We start from the raw sequence: 15,038 nt of genomic DNA, 5'->3' as shown, positions 1-15,038 counted from the left end.
CCTGCATGACCTGCATGACCCTGCGTGCGTTCTGGTTTGGTGAATCCGCCGGGCAGGGTTAGCATGGTCGCCTGTTTATTCGGGTGGACTCTTATGCTGATTTTTGACGGTCACAACGATCTGTTGCTTAATCTCTGGCTGCATCATCGTGATGCGCCCGCGCAGGCGTTTTATCAGGGGATTGAACAGGGCCACCTCGATTTTCCGCGCATTCAGCAGGGCGGGCTCGGCGGCGGGCTGTTTGCGATCTTTGTGCCTCCGCAGGAGTACATTGCCCGCACCGTTCCGGCACGTGCCGACGAGCCGTTTCAACCGCTTCAGATCATGTGGCAACAGCTTGAGATCCTGCAGCAGCTGGCTGATGCGTCAGGCGGGCGGGCGCGACTCTGCCGCAGTCATGACGAAATTGCCGCCTGCCGCGCCGCAGGCGTACTGGCGATGGTGGCACACATCGAAGGTGCTGATGCGCTGGATGAGGAGGGCGAGCAACTGCACGCCTTCTGGCAGGCGGGGGTGCGCAGCATCGGGCCATTCTGGAATCTGGCCAGCCGCTTTGGTGAAGGCGTCAGCGGCACCTTTCCTGGCTCGCCCGACACCGGGCCAGGCCTGACCCGCGCCGGAGAGAGGCTGATTCAGCAGGCGAGTGACCTGAAGATGATGATTGACGTGTCGCATATGAATGCAAAAGCCTTTTGGGACACCGCCCGGCTCTCCAGCGCGCCGCTGGTCGCCAGCCACTCCAACGCGCATGCTCTCTGTCCGCAGCCGCGTAATCTGACGGATGACCAGCTGGTGGCAATCCGCGACAGCGGCGGTCTGGTCGGCATTAATTTCGGCAACGCTTTTCTGCGCGCCGACGGTAAACGCGACGCTGACACGCCATTAACAGAAATTGTTAAGCATTGTGATCACTTGTTGAAGATAATGGGCAGCGACCATGTAGCCTTTGGCTCTGATTTCGACGGGATTACCCCACCGGCTGCGCTGGGCGATGTCAGCGGATTGCCGCGATTGCTCGCCGCTTTTCAGGAAGCGGGCTATGATCAGACACTGACAGAGAAACTGGCATGGGGAAACTGGCAGCGGGTTTTACATCTGACCGGGCTGTGATAACAATTTCCTGATGTTCCGGGCTTGATCCCGACGCGCCATTGGCGCAACATCTGCCTGGAAATTGTGACGGCGGTCTCATTCAATGCCGGTCACACTGATTTCAGGCAGCTCATTTACTGTTAACCAAGAGGAAGTAACTCATGTGGAAAAAACCAACTTTCGTTGATATGCGTCTCGGTCTGGAAGTGACTCTCTACATCTCCAACCGTTAATCGTTCTGCCCGCCCTCTGAGCGGGCATTTTTTTTCAACTTCTGGTTTTCCTCTATGTTTATCAAAATCCTCGGTTCAGCCGCGGGCGGCGGGTTTCCGCAGTGGAACTGTAACTGCGCCAACTGCCACGGCGTGCGTAACGGCACGATTCAGGCCCAGGCACGCACGCAATCGTCGATTATCCTCAGCGATAACGGCGAAGATTGGGTGTTATGCAACGCTTCACCCGACATCAGCCAGCAGATCCTGCATACGCCAGAACTGACCCGCAAAGGGGTGTTACGCGGCACGGCGATCGGCGCGATTATCCTTACCGACAGCCAGATCGATCACACCACCGGGCTGCTGAGCCTGCGTGAGGGCTGTCCGCATCAGGTGTGGTGCACGGCGGAAGTGCATGGTGACCTCAGCACCGGCTTCCCGATATTTCCTATGCTCACCCACTGGAATGGCGGATTACAGCACCGTCCCATTGCGCCACTGACGCCGTTCAGCGTCGATGTCTGTGGTGATCTTCAGTTCACCGCGATTCCGATTATCAGTAATGCACCGCCTTACTCGCCGTATCGCGACCGGCCGCTGCCGGGCCATAACGTGGCGCTGTTTATTGAAAACCGCGCGAATGGCCAGACGCTGCTTTACGCGCCAGGCCTGGGCGAGCCGGATGCGGTGATCCTGCCGTGGCTGCAAAAAGCGGATTGCCTGCTGATTGATGGTACCGTCTGGCAGGATGATGAGCTGCTGACTACTGGCGTGGGTCATAACACCGGCAAGGCGATGGGCCATCTGGCGCTGGCGGAAGAGCAGGGGCTGATGGCACTGCTGGCGTCGCTGCCGGCAAAACGCAAAATTCTGATCCACATTAACAACACCAATCCGATCCTTAACGAGCAATCACCGCAGCGTCAGTTTCTGACGGAGCAGGGAATAGAGGTGAGCTGGGACGGAATGGCGATCCACCTTCAGGGCTAAAACATGCAGATCACTGACACGCTGTCGCCGCAGGCTTTTGAACAGGCCCTGCGCGACAAAGGCGCTTACTACCATATCCATCACCCGTATCACATCGCGATGCATAACGGTCAGGCCACGCGCGAGCAGATTCAGGGCTGGGTGGCGAATCGTTTCTATTACCAGACCACCATTCCGCTGAAAGATGCGGCGATCATGGCCAACTGCCCCGATCCGGCTACCCGCCGTAAATGGGTGCAGCGCATCCTCGACCACGACGGCAGCAACGGCGAAGAGGGCGGCATTGAGGCCTGGCTGCGGCTGGGCGAGGCGGTCGGGCTGACGCGCGAAGAACTACTTTCAGAGCAGCATGTGCTGCCAGGCGTGCGGTTTGCTGTGGATGCATATATTAACTTTGCCCGCCGCGCCAACTGGCAGGAGGCGGCCTGCAGCTCACTCACCGAGCTGTTCGCCCCGCAGATCCACCAGTCACGGCTCGACAGCTGGCCGCAGCACTATCCGTGGATCAAAGAAGAGGGCTATTTCTACTTCCGCAGTCGCCTGGGTCAGGCGAACCGCGATGTGGAACATGGCCTGGCGCTGGCGCTGGAATATTTCACCACCGCTGAGACGCAAAACCGCATGCTGGAAATTTTGCAGTTTAAGCTCGATATTTTATGGAGCATGCTGGACGCCATGACCATGGCATACGAGCTGAAACGTCCGCCTTATCACACCGTGACTGATAAAGCGGCGTGGCACACCACCCGACTGGTATAACAGATGAATGAAAACTCAATTGCCGCGTTTCGTCGCGGCTACCGTATGCAGTGGGAAGCCGCCCAGGATACTCATGTGGTGCTCTATCCCGAAGGCATGGCGAAGCTGAACGAAACCGCCGCCGCCATCCTTGAACTGGTGGATGGCAAGCAGGATATCGCCGCGATTATCGCAACGCTGGATAGCCGTTTTCCGGAAGCGGGCGGCGTGGGTGCAGACGTTTTAGAGTTCCTGCAATCAGCCTATGAACAGAAGTGGATACAGTTCCGTGACCCCGCATAAAGCTGACGTGAATCCGCCGCTCTGGCTGCTGGCCGAGCTGACCTATCGCTGTCCGCTGCAGTGTCCCTACTGCTCCAACCCGCTGGATTTCGCCCAGCAGGAGAAGGAGCTGACCACCGAGCAGTGGATTGAGGTGTTTCGTCAGGCGCGGGCGATGGGCAGCGTGCAGCTCGGATTCTCGGGCGGCGAGCCGCTGGTCCGTAAAGATCTGCCGGAGCTCATCAAAGCGGCGCGCGACCTCGGCTTCTACACCAACCTGATCACCTCGGGCATCGGCCTGACGGAGAAGAAGCTGGATGCGTTCAGCGAGGCGGGTCTGGATCATATCCAGATCAGCTTCCAGGCGAGTGACGAAACCCTGAATGCGGCGCTGGCCGGTTCGAAAAAAGCGTTTCAGCAGAAGCTGGAGATGGCGAAAGCGGTGAAAGCCCACGGCTATCCGATGGTGCTGAACTTTGTTCTGCATCGTCATAACATCGACCAGATCGACAGGATCATCGATCTCTGCATTGAGCTGGAAGCGGATGACGTAGAACTGGCGACCTGTCAGTTCTACGGCTGGGCGCAGCTTAACCGTGAAGGCCTGCTGCCCACCCGCGAGCAGATCGCCCGCACTGAGGCGGTGGTGAAAACCTACCGCGAGCGGATGAGCACCACCGGCAATCTGACCAACCTGCTGTTTGTGACGCCAGACTACTACGAAGAGCGCCCTAAGCCCTGCATGGGTGGCTGGGGCGCCATCTTCCTCAGCGTTACGCCAGAGGGCACCGCGCTGCCGTGTCACAGTGCGCGTCAGCTCCCGGTAGAATTTCCCTCAGTGCTGACGCAAAGTCTGGACGATATCTGGTATAACTCATTCGGCTTCAACCGTTATCGCGGTTTTGACTGGATGCCAGAGCCATGCCGCTCCTGTGATGAGAAAGAGAAAGATTTTGGCGGCTGTCGCTGTCAGGCTTACATGCTGACCGGCAATGCCGACAACACCGATCCGGTCTGCAGCAAATCACCGCATCACGGCAAAATCCTTGACGCCCGGCGTGAGGCGGATTGCAGCGACATTAAAATTGGTCAGCTGCAGTTCCGTAACCGCAGCAACTCACAACTGATCTATAAAACACGGAACCTCTGATGAAAACGCGTTGCCTGGAGATAAACGGTCTGACGGTTGAACTGGTGCATCAGCCCGATGCCAGCCAGGCCGCCGCCCTGATTCAGGTGGGCGCGGGGAGTCACGACGAACCCGATCGCTGGCCCGGACTGGCGCATCTGCTGGAACATCTGCTGTTCACCGGCAGCACCGGCTGGCCTGATGAGGGCCGGTTGATGAGCTGGATTCAGACGCAGGGTGGCAGGGTTAACGCCACCACGCTGGCCCGGCGCAGCGCGTTCTTTTTTGAGGTCACGCCGTCGCTGCTGGCTGACGGGCTGGCGCGACTGCAGGATATGGTCTGCCATCCGCTGCTTGATAATCAGGCGATCGGCCAGGAAGTGGCGGTGATTGATGCGGAATATCAGCTATTGCAGCGTCATCAGCCGTCACGCATTGAAGCGGCACTGCTGCACGCCGCCGCGTCACCTGCGGAATTCCACCGGTTCCATATTGGCAGCCGGGCGAGTTTTGGCGATGAGCTCTCTGCACTGCAGCGGGCGTTGCGCCAGTTCCACCAGCGCTACTACTTCGCCAGCAATATGCGGCTCTGGCTGCAGGGGCCACACTCACTGGATGAGCTGGAACAGCTGGCGCGTAACGTTGCTGCCGCGCTGCCCTCCGGTCAGTGGCGACAGGATCTGCCACCGCCGCAGCTGACCAGCGATACCTGCTGGCAGCTGGCAGAGACCGCACCTGGGGCGCTATGGCGCAGCTGGATACTGGATAAGAGTGACGGTGTCACGTTATGGCGTGAATTTCTGCTGGATGAAGCACCCGGATCGCTGCTGGCTACCCTACGTGAGCAGGGGCTGGCGGAGTCGCTGGAGCTGAAGTGGATCTATCAGGCGGGAGGCGCGCTCTGGCTGGCGCTGGGCGTTGAAACGCATCAACCTGAAACCGTTAATGTTTTGATCGACAGATATCTGGATGCACTGCGCCAGACGAATGCGCCACAACATCAACACTATCACCATCTGGCGCAGCAGCGATTTGTGACACTGTCACCGATGGAGCAGTTACGCCAGCGCGCTATCGGCTTTGCGCCAGATGAAGCCGTGCCTGCGTTACAGCCGCTGCTGGCGCGTCTCACCGACGCGCCGGGCACGTTGCTGTTCTGCACGTCGCACCCGGCTGAGGAAACCCTTCAGACGCAGGGATTCAGCCTTGCCCTGACCGCCTGGCAGCCAGCCCCGTCTGAGGCGCTACCTCCGGCGCATTTCACATTCTATCCGTTCGAGACCGCCTTAACGTCTGAGCCGCTGCCCGCACAGGCGGTGGCATTGCCGCATCATCAGCCTGATGACCTGCAGGCGACGCTGATCCTGCGACCAGAGTTCTGGTCAACGTTCACCGAAGCGGCAGGCGAAGCGCTGGGGCGGCGGTTACGTCCGCTGTTTGCCGCGTTGCGTCATCAGGGCGGCAACGGCAGCTGGCAGGAAGTGGAGGGCGTGTGGCAACTGACGCTACAACTGACGCCGGATGAGGCGGTGGCTGACCGGGCGCTGAGCCAGATTGTCGCCGCACTGACGCTGCCGGTTGAGGCGGCGCAGCCTTCTTCGGGTGAAAGCATCGCGATTCGTGCACTGTTGCGGCAGTTGCCCTGGCAGCTGGCCGCCACCATTACGCCACATTGCTGGCGGGCGGCGCTGAAAGGCGGCAACGCGGCACTGCATTCACTGATTGCCCGGCGGCTGAGCGCACTGTCGCTACCGGTTAATCCTGACACGCCGCCAAAGCGCATGACGACACAAACCGGTATGACGCGCCTGCCACACAGCAGCGCGGACAATGCTCTGCTGCTGTTTATCCCGCTGCATCGACCTGAACAGCTGGCGGCGCTACGCGCGCTGGCGCTGATCTACGAGCCGCGCTTTTTCCAGCGCTATCGCGTTGAGCAGCCTATCGGTTATGTGGTCAGCAGCCGCTATATGCGCTGTGCCGATGAAGATGGGGTACTGTTTGCGCTGCAGTCGCCCGATTACAGCGCGCTGTCACTGCTGCGCTACTGCCGCAACTTCCTGCGGTCACTGAACGAGACGCTGGCGGGTTACGATCTGGCGGCACTGAAAGCGCGTCTTCTGAGCCGGGAAGTGGAGCAGCCACTGGCGTGCTTACGCGCTGACAATGGCCTGGCAGAACCGGATGCGGCGCAGATTGAGGCGCTGACACTTGCGGATCTGCAACAGCTTCACCGCACGCTGATTCAGGATCGCCGCCGCTGGCGGGTGCTGTTCACCGGCGGCGAGAATGTGTAGCGCCCGGTATAAAGTTGCTGAATTTATTTGAAAATTACCGACAAATCTCTTCACTGTCTATTCAGGGCGAACTGGACCACACTCAATTCACTTTGTCCGCATAAGGAATTGACCGTGAAAAACTTCAAACGTATTGCACTGCCCCTGTTAGCCGCTGCCACCCTCTACGCCCCGTTGTCTCAGGCTGAGGCGATGCACTACCAGCTGAATCCTGAGCATACGTCGGTGATTGTTGCCTGGAACCACTTCGGCTTCTCAAACCCTACCGCTGATATCCCTGATGCAACCGGTAACCTGGTGTTTGATAAAGATCATCCAGAGGCATCACGCGTTGACGTGACCCTGCCAGTCAGCAAAATAGACAGCCACGTGGCTGCGCTGACCAAAGAATTCAAAGGCGCTGAGTACTTCGACACCGCTAAATATCCGACTGCGACCTTCCACAGCACCAAAGTGGTGGCGAAGGGCGACAACAAATTTGATGTTGAAGGCAACCTGACCCTGAAAGGCATCACCAAGCCAGTTACGCTGCACGCGACGCTGAACAAGCAGGGCGAGCATCCGATGGTGAAAAAGCAGGCGATTGGTTTTGATGCCACCGGCACCATCAAGCGTTCTGACTTCAAGCTGGACAAATATGTCCCAGCGGTAAGCGACGAGGTCACTCTGACTCTGTCTACTGAAGCCTACGCCAAGTAAGCTTTTTGGGACGTAGCGGCTTGCTGCTACGCCCCTTATTCGTTTTTTCTGCGCCTTCTTCCCCTCTGAAATCTATTCTGCCCGCCTGTTTATCTGCCATAAAATAATCCGGATATCTCCTCATCAACTATTTTCTGAACGCTTTATCTGGCCCGGAACCGGGAAAAATGAGGCGAAAGTCACAAATTTGCAACAGCACGGAATAAGCCACTCTGTGCCGCTGTGTGGCGAAATAAAATTCAGATGTCTTCTGAAATAACTCATTGATTTATATCGTTTCACTCTAATCGGCCTTCCCGCGAATAGTGTGATTTTGATCTCAAAAACCGCCGTTCAGACACCCCTGTCAATAACTCCGCCCAAAAAATACCGCTCGTAACTGTGATCTCCTCTGCAAATAGCAACCCCACGAACCGGAAGAATGGCCCTCAGCAGATTAAGACAGCGAGGTGAGGGAAATGCGAATTGGAATGGTGATCAGTGGCGGTGATGTAACCGGCATTAATAATTTTGTCTTCCAGTTAGGGCGTCTGACGCAGGCGGAGATCGTAATATTTGATGGTGGCATTCCCGGCCTGCTGGCAAATAACCATCGTGATATCAGCCAGCGTGATCTGCTCGACTTTGCCATCGCCTCAATTCCGGTTATGCAATCGGGACGCACGCAAAAGAAACTGGTGCGCAGCGAATATGAATGTATTGCCCGCCAGCTGAAAAGCGCCCGTATTGAAGTGTTAATTATGGCGGGCGGTGACGGGTCGCTGCAATTTCTCCATACCCTGTCGGAGTCTGGTGTTAATTGTTTCGGTGTCGGCATGACTATCGATAATGATGTCTTCGGCAGTGATTACACCCTGGGTTTTTCCACCGCCTGCGAGCAGGTATTAAAAGAGGTCGCGAAACTGCGGAATACCGGGCGCGCCTTACCTGGCCGGGTATTTATGCTGGAGTTACTCGGCGGCTACTGCGGCGAATTAACCCTGCAGTCGGCGATTAAATCCAATGCGGACATTGCGCTGATCCCGGAGTGCCAGATTCCTTTGCCACAGCTGGCGCAGCGCATCACCCAGCGACTGGCAGAACAGAACAGCGTGATCATTCTCTGTTCAGAAGGCTACACCCGCGAATATTCGCCCGGTTTTCAGGGGGCTATCGACACCTTAATCAAACAGCTTGAGCCGCTTATTGGCGTACGCGTCCGTAAAACTATCCTCGGTTACGGGCTGCGGAATGGTGATCCCACCTGCGAAGAGATTTATCAGGGCACCATTATGGCCAGTGAAGTGGTGCGTTGTATTCAGTCAGGCATGCGGAATAAAGCGGTCATTATTAACGGCAGCAATAAACCGATTCCGATTGATTTAATAAGCATGCAAAAACGCCTGGTCGATATTGACGGGCACCATTACAAAATCGCTAAACAACTCAATATATTGTGAGGAGAAAACCATGCTGAAAATATTATGTGTCTGTGGTTGTGGCTTAGGATCCAGTTTTGCGATTGAGATGAGCGCAAAAGCGGTTTTAAAAAAACTGGAGATTGAGGCCGATATCGATCACACCACCATTTCAGAAGCGAATGCCTTTAAGTCGGACATGATTCTGACGCAAAAAGCCTTTGCCGATGTGTTAAATGCCGACGCCAGTCCGGAACAGATTAAGCGGGTCATTATTCTTAACCGGCTCACCGATAAAGCGGAAATAGAGCAGAAGATCCTGGCCTTTTTAAAAGAACGCAACGTAAAGGTCGCCGCCCATGAATAGTGTGATCGACTTCCTGGTAAAAGATCTGCTGGGGCAGGCGTCTATTCTGATCGCCTTTATTGCCCTGATTGGTCTGCTGCTGCAAAAGAAATCCGCAGGCAAGGTGGTGGAAGGCACCTTTAAAACCCTGCTCGGCTTTTTAATTATGATGGCGGGTATCAATATTATTGTGGGAACCCTGACGTTCCTCAATACCATTTTTACCCACGGCTTTGGCATGCGCGGCTATATCACCGATGTTGCCGCCATTGCCGGGCTGGCTAACCGTGAGCTGGGGTCTGAAGTGGCACTGACGCTGCTGGTGATCTTTATCGTCAATATCATTATCGCGCGACTGACGCCCTTTAAGTACATCTTCCTGACCGGCCAGGCCCTGCTGTGGATGGCGACAATTGGCGCGGTGATTGGCTATAAAGCGGGGCTGACCGGTCTGCCGCTGATCCTGACCGGCGGTATCTTTGGCGGGATCATGGCCGTGGTGATGCCTGCGCTGGCGCAGCCGGTGGTACGACGTATTACCGATTCGGACGACGTTGCCCTGGGTCACTTCTGCACCATTGGTTATCTGGTCACTGCGGCGGTCGCCAAAGTGGTCGGCAAAGGATCGCGATCCACTGAAGATCTTAAGCTGCCCGATAACTTCAAGTTTCTGCAGGATACCTATCTGTCGATGGCGCTGGTGATGGTGCCGATGTACCTGATCCCCGCCGTGGCGGCCGGTCCGGCGTTTATCGCCCAGTACAGCAACGGCATGAACTACCTGATGTACGCCTTTATGCAGTCGATTCAGTTCGTGGCCGGAGTCTTTGTGCTCTACAGCGGCGTTCGTCTATTGCTGAACGAGCTGGTGCCTGCCTTCCGCGGTATCGCCATGCGTGTCGTGCCGGATGCCAAACCGGCGCTGGACTGCCCGGTGATGTTTCCCTATGCCCCGAACGCGGTGATTGTTGGCTTTCTCGCCACCACGCTCGGCTCAATTGTCGGCATGCTCGTCTTCCCGATGTTTGGTCTGGCGATGATCCTGCCTGGCCTGCTGACCAACTTCTTTGCCGGTGGCACCGCCGGGGTATTTGGTAATGCCATGGGCGGACGGCGCGGCGCGATGATCGGCGGCTTCGTCCACGGCCTCTTTATCACCATTCTGCCCGCCATCCTGGTGCCGATGCTGGAAAGCTATGGCTTCACCGGTGTGACCTTCAGTGACTCAGATGTCATCAGTACCGGCCTGGTGCTCGGCCACGCCTTCCAGAATAACTGGCTGTTCGTCGCCCTGTTTATTGCCTTTGTTACCGCGCTTGCCTGGTTTGTTAATGGCAAATCCACAAAACCTCAAGAGGAAAAAATCCATGAAACTTTATAACTTCGCCGATCTGTTACAGCTGGCTAAACAGCGCGACTTTAAAGCGGTGGGTTCTTTTAATCTTCACTGCCTGGAGATGCTGCCCGCCTATTTTAAAGCGGCAGAGAAAACCAATAGTCCGTTAATGATTCAGATCTCCACCGGCACGGCGAAATATCTCGGCCATAAATTACTGGTCGATGCCATTAAATCGCTGTCAGAGAGTATGAATGTCCCGACCTGTCTGCATCTCGATCACTGTTCCGATTTAGCGGCGATTCAGACAGCGATTGATGCCGGATTCAGTTCCGTGATGTATGACGGTTCCCATCTGTCAATTGAGGAGAATATTGCCAATACCCGCCGGGTGATTGATATGGCGCGTCCGCACAATGTTTCGGTAGAAGCCGAACTGGGTGCGATTGGCGGCTCGGAAGATGGTAAATGTGTGGAGATGGAGGCGATTGCGTTTACGCCGGTGGAAGATGCGCGCCGCTTTGTCGAAGAGACCGGCGTCGATATGCTGGCGATCTCCATCGGCACCGTGCATGGGCTTTACACCGGTAAAGCGCATATTCAGCATCAGCGGCTGGCAGATATCACGGCGGCAACCCACACGCCACTGGTGCTGCACGGCGGCACCGGCGTCAGCGATGAAGATATGCGGCTGGCGGTCAGCAGCGGTATTGAGAAGGTCAATGTCGGCACCGAAATGAATGTTCAGTGGGTGGCGCAGTGCAAATCGACCTTTGAAAAAGGCAAGGTCAATGACAGCGTGCGTAATTTCCTGGTGCCGGCCAATGATGCGGTAACCAGTGTGCTGGTAGAGAAGATGCAATTATTCCGGTAATCGCCCGTTTCGCCATCACCGGCTTATTGCGTCAAACCTTTTATAATTACCTATTAATCTGAGCCACCCCGACATGCTACGGGGCAGGAGAGCCTATGTTTGGATTCTTAAAAAAGTCTCCGGCTGTGGAACAACCCAGCGAGCAGCAGCAGGATCATCTGGCGGAATTAAGTCGCGAGAAAATAACGCAACTGGAGCAGCAGCTGGCTATTAATCCGCGTAATGGCGAAACGCAAAAACAATTAATGCTGGAATATAACCGGGCATTAAGCTTATTTGCGAAAAGCCGTCGCTATCGCAATGAAATTGATGCGCTGTTTGTCAAAATCGATGAATTACGCAATGTGGTTCGCCAGTCGATTTAAGGAGAGCTGATGACGATTAAGCAGTTATTGCAAGAGGCAAACGCCATTCAGATTGGTATCGACGCCACGGACTGGCGTCAGGTTATCGCGCTGGCTGCCGAACCCCTGGTCAGTGGCGGCTATCTCGATGCTTCTTATCCTGATGCGGTGATCGCCAATACCCTGGCCCATGGCGCTTACTACGTGTTCGAAGAGGGGATCGCCATTCCCCATGCGCGACCGGAAGCGGGGGTGATCCGCGACTGTTTCAGTATGATTCTGTTGAATGAGCCGATCTCGTTTGAGGGCAGTGACAAAGCGGACATAGTCATCATGTTTGGTGCGCGTGACAGCAATGCCCATATCGAAGAGGGGATCCGCGCGATTGTGTCGCTGCTGGAAGATGAGGAAACGCTGGTCCGGTTACGTCAGGCCAGCAGCATCGCGGAGGTCATCGATATCTTATGACGCAAAACATCCCCCCCAAACGCGTGGTGCTGGTTAATGGCATTCCGGCTTCGGGTAAAAGCACCCTGACGCACGCGCTGTCACAACAGTTTGGCTGGCCGGTGCTGACGCTCGATAGCCTGAAAGAACCCTTTATGCACGCTTTTGCGCCGGTCGATCGCCAGCGTAACCGGCAACTGGGCTGCGCGGCCTATCAGGCGATCTGGAACATCGTCGCGCAGGCTCCCGCCAGTCAGATCTGGCTGATCGACGCCTGGTTTGGGTTCCAGCCCCGTACGCTGCTGGAGCAGGGACTGAAACAGGCTGGCGTGGAAGAGGCGCTGGAGCTGTGGCTGAAGATTGAACCGGAAGCGGCGGTGGCGCGCTACCAGGCGCGGCTGTCGCAGCGGCTGCCGGGCCATCCAGGGGCTGAGTATCTGCCGGAACTGCGCCAGCTGGCACAACAGGCCACTCCGATGGCGCTGGGCCCGGTGTATGAGGTTGATGCCTGCGTTCAGGATTACGCTGCCGTCATTCACTGGCTGCAGCAGCAACTGACCAGAACCCGCTACACTTCAGTTCATCATCAGAGGAGTGAGGAGTTGCAGGATGTCGTCGCCCCCTTATCTGCAAACCGGTGAAAGCGCCGTGCTCTATGACGGTGTCTGTAAGTTGTGCAACGGCTGGGTTCAGTTCCTGCTGCGTCACCATCTGGCGCGGCAGGTCCGTTTTGCCTCGGTGCAGAGCGAGCAGGGCAAAGCGCTGCTGCGCTGGGCCGGACTGCCGGAAGAGAACATCAGCACCATTGTCTACATTGCCGATAACCAGCACTGGCTGCGGGCGCAGGCGGTGTTCCGCGTGATGCAGCACCTGCCGGCCCCGTGGCGCGGGCTGGCGGTGCTGCGCCACTTTCCCGACGCGATCAGTAACTTTGCTTATGACCGCATCGCGTTAAACCGCTATAAGCTGTTTGGGCGTTACAGCGCCCAGCACGCTATCCAACCCGATTATCCCGGACGTTTTCTGCATCAGGTTGATACAGCTCACTAATCTTTAACAGCCAGTCGCAGGTGGCAATGAGATCAATGAGAACAATGATGTTATTGTTATGTCCACCGAATGTTAGATAAATGTGATGCTTTCAGGAAGCGGTAAGAGGGATTTATGCCGGTTAATTTCGATCTAAACGATCTCTACGCGTTTCGCGCGCTGGTGGAGTTTGGCAATTTTCGCCTGGCGGCAGAATCGATCTGTCTCTCACAGTCGGCGCTGAGCCGCCGGATAGATAAGCTGGAAACCTCGCTGGGGATCAAACTGTTTGAGCGTACCACGCGCCGCGTCACGCTGACGCTGAAGGGGCATGCGTTTGCTCAGCGCTCGGATAAGTTGCTGGCTGATTTTGAGGAGGTCATGGCCGATCTCAGTGAGGTGAGCTTAGCCCGCACTGGCCTGATTACCGTGGCCTGCGTGCCGTCAGCCGCCTACTACTTTATGCCCAACATTATCCGGCTGTTTCAGGCGCGCTATCCCCGCGTACGAGTCAAACTGATCGACAGCAGTGCGGCTAACGTTTATGACGCGGTGATTGGCGGTCAGGCCGACTTTGGCATCAGTTTTTCCAGCCGCTCGCAGCCGGATGTGCATTTCCAGCCGCTGATGGATGATCCCTACGTGGCGGCCTGTCGGCGTGACCATCCTGTAGCTGGCAAAAAGAGTCTGAGCTGGCAGGCGTTTTATCAGTATGAATGGGTCGGGCTGGATAAAACCTCCGGCAATCGCAACCTGCTGGATCAGGCGTTGCAGGCGATCATGCCGGAGAAACCCTGTATCTGTGAAACCCGGCACGTCACCACCATGCTGGGGATGGTTGAGGCGGGGCTGGGCATTGCTGCCGTCCCCGCCATGTCGATGCCTGGCTACGATCACGCCCTGCTGATGGCGGTTCCATTGACCGATCCGCAGGTGAAACGCACCGTGGGTCTGCTACGTAAAAATGGCCGGACGCTGTCGCACATTGCGGGCGAACTGGAGAACCTGATTATTGAACAGTATCAGCGTCTCTGACCGGTTTTGACGCTTTCACGGTGTGCAGTCCGCTGGCGTGCACCGCCTGTTGTGCCTCAGAGGAGGCGAGCCAGCGCAGCAGCTTAGCCGCCTCATCCGGCTGCGCTGACTTGCGCACCACGGCACCGGCGAAGCGGGTGGTGTATTGCAGTTTGTCCGGCAGTTCGCCAATAAAAGTGACGCCTGGCACCGGCAGCAGCTCACTGACCTGCTGAAAGCCGATAGCGTATTTACCGGCCGCGACCTCTGAGGCCACCGGGATGCGCTCAACCTTCACCGCTTTCCCCTTAACCTGATCTTCAATGCCCAGGCGGCTGAACAGCTGGCTGTTGACATACTTACCGCTGGCGCTGTCAGAGTAGGCGATGGAGCTGGCGTTCAGCAGAGCAGTACGCAGCGCGCTTTCGCTGCCGATCTTAACCGGCGTGGCACCCTGTTTGATCACCGCGCCGATGCGGGAGTCCGCCAGCTCAACCCGTGAACCCGGCAGCGTCTCGCCCTGTTTTTGCAGATCGCTTAGCGCATCGCCGACCATAATCACCACATCGGCCGGTTCACCGCGCGCCAGTCGTGCCGGAATGGCCTGCGGGGTTTTGCCCATAGACGGACCGGCGACGGTGTTGATAGTGATCCCTTCATGCTGGGCGAAGCGGGGCGAGAGCGTATCCCACGCTGCTTTAAACCCGCCGGAGATCATCACCGTCAGCTCTTTTGCCTGCGCCGTGGCGCTGCCCGCCACGCTGAACAGCAGAGCAGCGTAAAGCGACATCGTTTTCAGTTTCATTTTA

Annotated in this window: 18 protein-coding genes; 17 read left to right on the top strand and 1 reads right to left on the bottom strand. The window is 56.7% G+C overall.

The genetic code is table 11. The features are described 5' to 3' along the window. Positions 1-93 precede the first annotated feature (93 nt). The 17 genes from AFL22_RS19425 (at position 94) to AFL22_RS19350 (ending at position 14,250) form a co-directional block, all read left to right on the top strand. Positions 94-1,110, top strand: a complete 1,017-nt coding sequence (locus AFL22_RS19425) for a dipeptidase (RefSeq protein ID WP_033757585.1) — start codon at positions 94-96, stop codon at positions 1,108-1,110. 143 nt (positions 1,111-1,253) lie between these two features. Beyond that, on the top strand, positions 1,254-1,325 hold the full coding sequence (gene pqqA, locus AFL22_RS23595; protein WP_010245082.1) for a pyrroloquinoline quinone precursor peptide PqqA: 72 nt from the start codon (positions 1,254-1,256) through the stop codon (positions 1,323-1,325). A 54-nt stretch (positions 1,326-1,379) separates the two neighbouring features. Continuing rightward, positions 1,380-2,297, top strand: coding sequence for a pyrroloquinoline quinone biosynthesis protein PqqB (gene pqqB / locus AFL22_RS19420; RefSeq protein WP_052271963.1), 918 nt, complete (start codon positions 1,380-1,382; stop codon positions 2,295-2,297). 3 nt (positions 2,298-2,300) lie between these two features. Beyond that, positions 2,301-3,056, top strand: coding sequence for a pyrroloquinoline-quinone synthase PqqC (gene pqqC / locus AFL22_RS19415; RefSeq protein WP_010245074.1), 756 nt, complete (start codon positions 2,301-2,303; stop codon positions 3,054-3,056). Between the two features lie 3 nt (positions 3,057-3,059). After that, positions 3,060-3,338, top strand: a complete 279-nt coding sequence (pqqD, locus tag AFL22_RS19410) for a pyrroloquinoline quinone biosynthesis peptide chaperone PqqD (protein ID WP_010245072.1) — start codon at positions 3,060-3,062, stop codon at positions 3,336-3,338. Then, positions 3,301-4,467, top strand: coding sequence for a pyrroloquinoline quinone biosynthesis protein PqqE (gene pqqE, locus AFL22_RS19405; protein WP_197276792.1), 1,167 nt, complete (start codon positions 3,301-3,303; stop codon positions 4,465-4,467). The genes pqqD and pqqE overlap by 38 nt, the downstream gene beginning before the upstream one ends. Next, positions 4,467-6,743, top strand: coding sequence for a pyrroloquinoline quinone biosynthesis protein PqqF (gene pqqF, locus AFL22_RS19400; RefSeq protein ID WP_052271961.1), 2,277 nt, complete (start codon positions 4,467-4,469; stop codon positions 6,741-6,743). Before pqqE ends, pqqF begins: the two co-directional genes overlap by 1 nt. A 114-nt stretch (positions 6,744-6,857) precedes the next feature. After that, the gene (locus AFL22_RS19395; protein WP_010245067.1) at positions 6,858-7,442 is read left to right on the top strand and encodes a YceI family protein; all 585 of its coding nucleotides are present in this window, start codon (positions 6,858-6,860) and stop codon (positions 7,440-7,442) included. Between the two features lie 458 nt (positions 7,443-7,900). Beyond that, positions 7,901-8,881: a 6-phosphofructokinase gene (locus tag AFL22_RS19390; RefSeq protein ID WP_052271960.1), complete on the top strand. Its 981-nt coding sequence runs from the start codon at positions 7,901-7,903 to the stop codon at positions 8,879-8,881. Positions 8,882-8,891: 10 nt separating this feature from the next. Next, positions 8,892-9,206: a PTS sugar transporter subunit IIB gene (locus tag AFL22_RS19385; RefSeq protein ID WP_010245062.1), complete on the top strand. Its 315-nt coding sequence runs from the start codon at positions 8,892-8,894 to the stop codon at positions 9,204-9,206. Further along, on the top strand, positions 9,199-10,566 hold the full coding sequence (locus tag AFL22_RS19380; protein ID WP_008925155.1) for a PTS sugar transporter subunit IIC: 1,368 nt from the start codon (positions 9,199-9,201) through the stop codon (positions 10,564-10,566). Before AFL22_RS19385 ends, AFL22_RS19380 begins: the two co-directional genes overlap by 8 nt. Further along, positions 10,553-11,395, top strand: a complete 843-nt coding sequence (locus AFL22_RS19375; protein ID WP_010670115.1) for a class II fructose-bisphosphate aldolase — start codon at positions 10,553-10,555, stop codon at positions 11,393-11,395. Before AFL22_RS19380 ends, AFL22_RS19375 begins: the two co-directional genes overlap by 14 nt. 95 nt (positions 11,396-11,490) lie before the next feature. Continuing rightward, a complete protein-coding gene (locus AFL22_RS19370) occupies positions 11,491-11,760 on the top strand; it encodes a hypothetical protein (RefSeq protein WP_033767191.1) in 270 nt (89 codons plus the stop codon). Positions 11,761-11,769: 9 nt separating this feature from the next. Beyond that, complete coding sequence (locus tag AFL22_RS19365) at positions 11,770-12,207, top strand: PTS sugar transporter subunit IIA (RefSeq protein WP_031592905.1); 438 nt, start codon at positions 11,770-11,772, stop codon at positions 12,205-12,207. Beyond that, a complete protein-coding gene (locus AFL22_RS19360) occupies positions 12,204-12,827 on the top strand; it encodes an AAA family ATPase (RefSeq protein WP_052271959.1) in 624 nt (207 codons plus the stop codon). Before AFL22_RS19365 ends, AFL22_RS19360 begins: the two co-directional genes overlap by 4 nt. Beyond that, positions 12,796-13,236: a thiol-disulfide oxidoreductase DCC family protein gene (locus AFL22_RS19355; RefSeq protein ID WP_033767195.1), complete on the top strand. Its 441-nt coding sequence runs from the start codon at positions 12,796-12,798 to the stop codon at positions 13,234-13,236. Before AFL22_RS19360 ends, AFL22_RS19355 begins: the two co-directional genes overlap by 32 nt. Before the next feature lie 114 nt (positions 13,237-13,350). Continuing rightward, positions 13,351-14,250, top strand: a complete 900-nt coding sequence (locus tag AFL22_RS19350) for a LysR family transcriptional regulator (protein WP_033767197.1) — start codon at positions 13,351-13,353, stop codon at positions 14,248-14,250. On the opposite strand, the gene AFL22_RS19345 is transcribed toward AFL22_RS19350, so the two are convergent. Next, positions 14,225-15,034 carry a substrate-binding domain-containing protein gene (locus tag AFL22_RS19345; protein WP_052271958.1) on the bottom strand — a complete coding sequence of 270 codons (810 nt, stop codon included), beginning with the start codon at positions 15,032-15,034 and terminating at the stop codon, positions 14,225-14,227. The two genes, AFL22_RS19350 and AFL22_RS19345, sit on opposite strands and share 26 nt — an antisense overlap. Positions 15,035-15,038: the final 4 nt, after the last annotated feature.

It is taken from the genome of Pantoea sp. CFSAN033090 (assembly GCF_001264395.1).
Lineage (GTDB): Bacteria > Pseudomonadota > Gammaproteobacteria > Enterobacterales > Enterobacteriaceae > Pantoea > Pantoea agglomerans.
The sequence above is the reverse complement of the archived record's forward strand: the minus strand, read 5'-3'. Positions and strand labels throughout refer to the sequence as shown.

What these genes read in the sequence shown, in the direction of transcription:
- AFL22_RS19425 (WP_033757585.1), top strand. Translation starts at nt 94, where the DNA reads ATGCTGATTTTTGACGGTCACAACGATCTGTTGCTTAATCTCTGGCTG.
- pqqB (WP_052271963.1), top strand. Translation starts at nt 1,380, where the DNA reads ATGTTTATCAAAATCCTCGGTTCAGCCGCGGGCGGCGGGTTTCCGCAG.
- pqqC (WP_010245074.1), top strand. Translation starts at nt 2,301, where the DNA reads ATGCAGATCACTGACACGCTGTCGCCGCAGGCTTTTGAACAGGCCCTG.
- pqqD (WP_010245072.1), top strand. Translation starts at nt 3,060, where the DNA reads ATGAATGAAAACTCAATTGCCGCGTTTCGTCGCGGCTACCGTATGCAG.
- pqqE (WP_197276792.1), top strand. Translation starts at nt 3,301, where the DNA reads ATGAACAGAAGTGGATACAGTTCCGTGACCCCGCATAAAGCTGACGTG.
- pqqF (WP_052271961.1), top strand. Translation starts at nt 4,467, where the DNA reads ATGAAAACGCGTTGCCTGGAGATAAACGGTCTGACGGTTGAACTGGTG.
- AFL22_RS19390 (WP_052271960.1), top strand. Translation starts at nt 7,901, where the DNA reads ATGCGAATTGGAATGGTGATCAGTGGCGGTGATGTAACCGGCATTAAT.
- AFL22_RS19385 (WP_010245062.1), top strand. Translation starts at nt 8,892, where the DNA reads ATGCTGAAAATATTATGTGTCTGTGGTTGTGGCTTAGGATCCAGTTTT.
- AFL22_RS19380 (WP_008925155.1), top strand. Translation starts at nt 9,199, where the DNA reads ATGAATAGTGTGATCGACTTCCTGGTAAAAGATCTGCTGGGGCAGGCG.
- AFL22_RS19375 (WP_010670115.1), top strand. Translation starts at nt 10,553, where the DNA reads ATGAAACTTTATAACTTCGCCGATCTGTTACAGCTGGCTAAACAGCGC.
- AFL22_RS19370 (WP_033767191.1), top strand. Translation starts at nt 11,491, where the DNA reads ATGTTTGGATTCTTAAAAAAGTCTCCGGCTGTGGAACAACCCAGCGAG.
- AFL22_RS19365 (WP_031592905.1), top strand. Translation starts at nt 11,770, where the DNA reads ATGACGATTAAGCAGTTATTGCAAGAGGCAAACGCCATTCAGATTGGT.
- AFL22_RS19360 (WP_052271959.1), top strand. Translation starts at nt 12,204, where the DNA reads ATGACGCAAAACATCCCCCCCAAACGCGTGGTGCTGGTTAATGGCATT.
- AFL22_RS19355 (WP_033767195.1), top strand. Translation starts at nt 12,796, where the DNA reads ATGTCGTCGCCCCCTTATCTGCAAACCGGTGAAAGCGCCGTGCTCTAT.
- AFL22_RS19350 (WP_033767197.1), top strand. Translation starts at nt 13,351, where the DNA reads ATGCCGGTTAATTTCGATCTAAACGATCTCTACGCGTTTCGCGCGCTG.
- AFL22_RS19345 (WP_052271958.1), bottom strand. Translation starts at nt 15,034, where the DNA reads ATGAAACTGAAAACGATGTCGCTTTACGCTGCTCTGCTGTTCAGCGTG.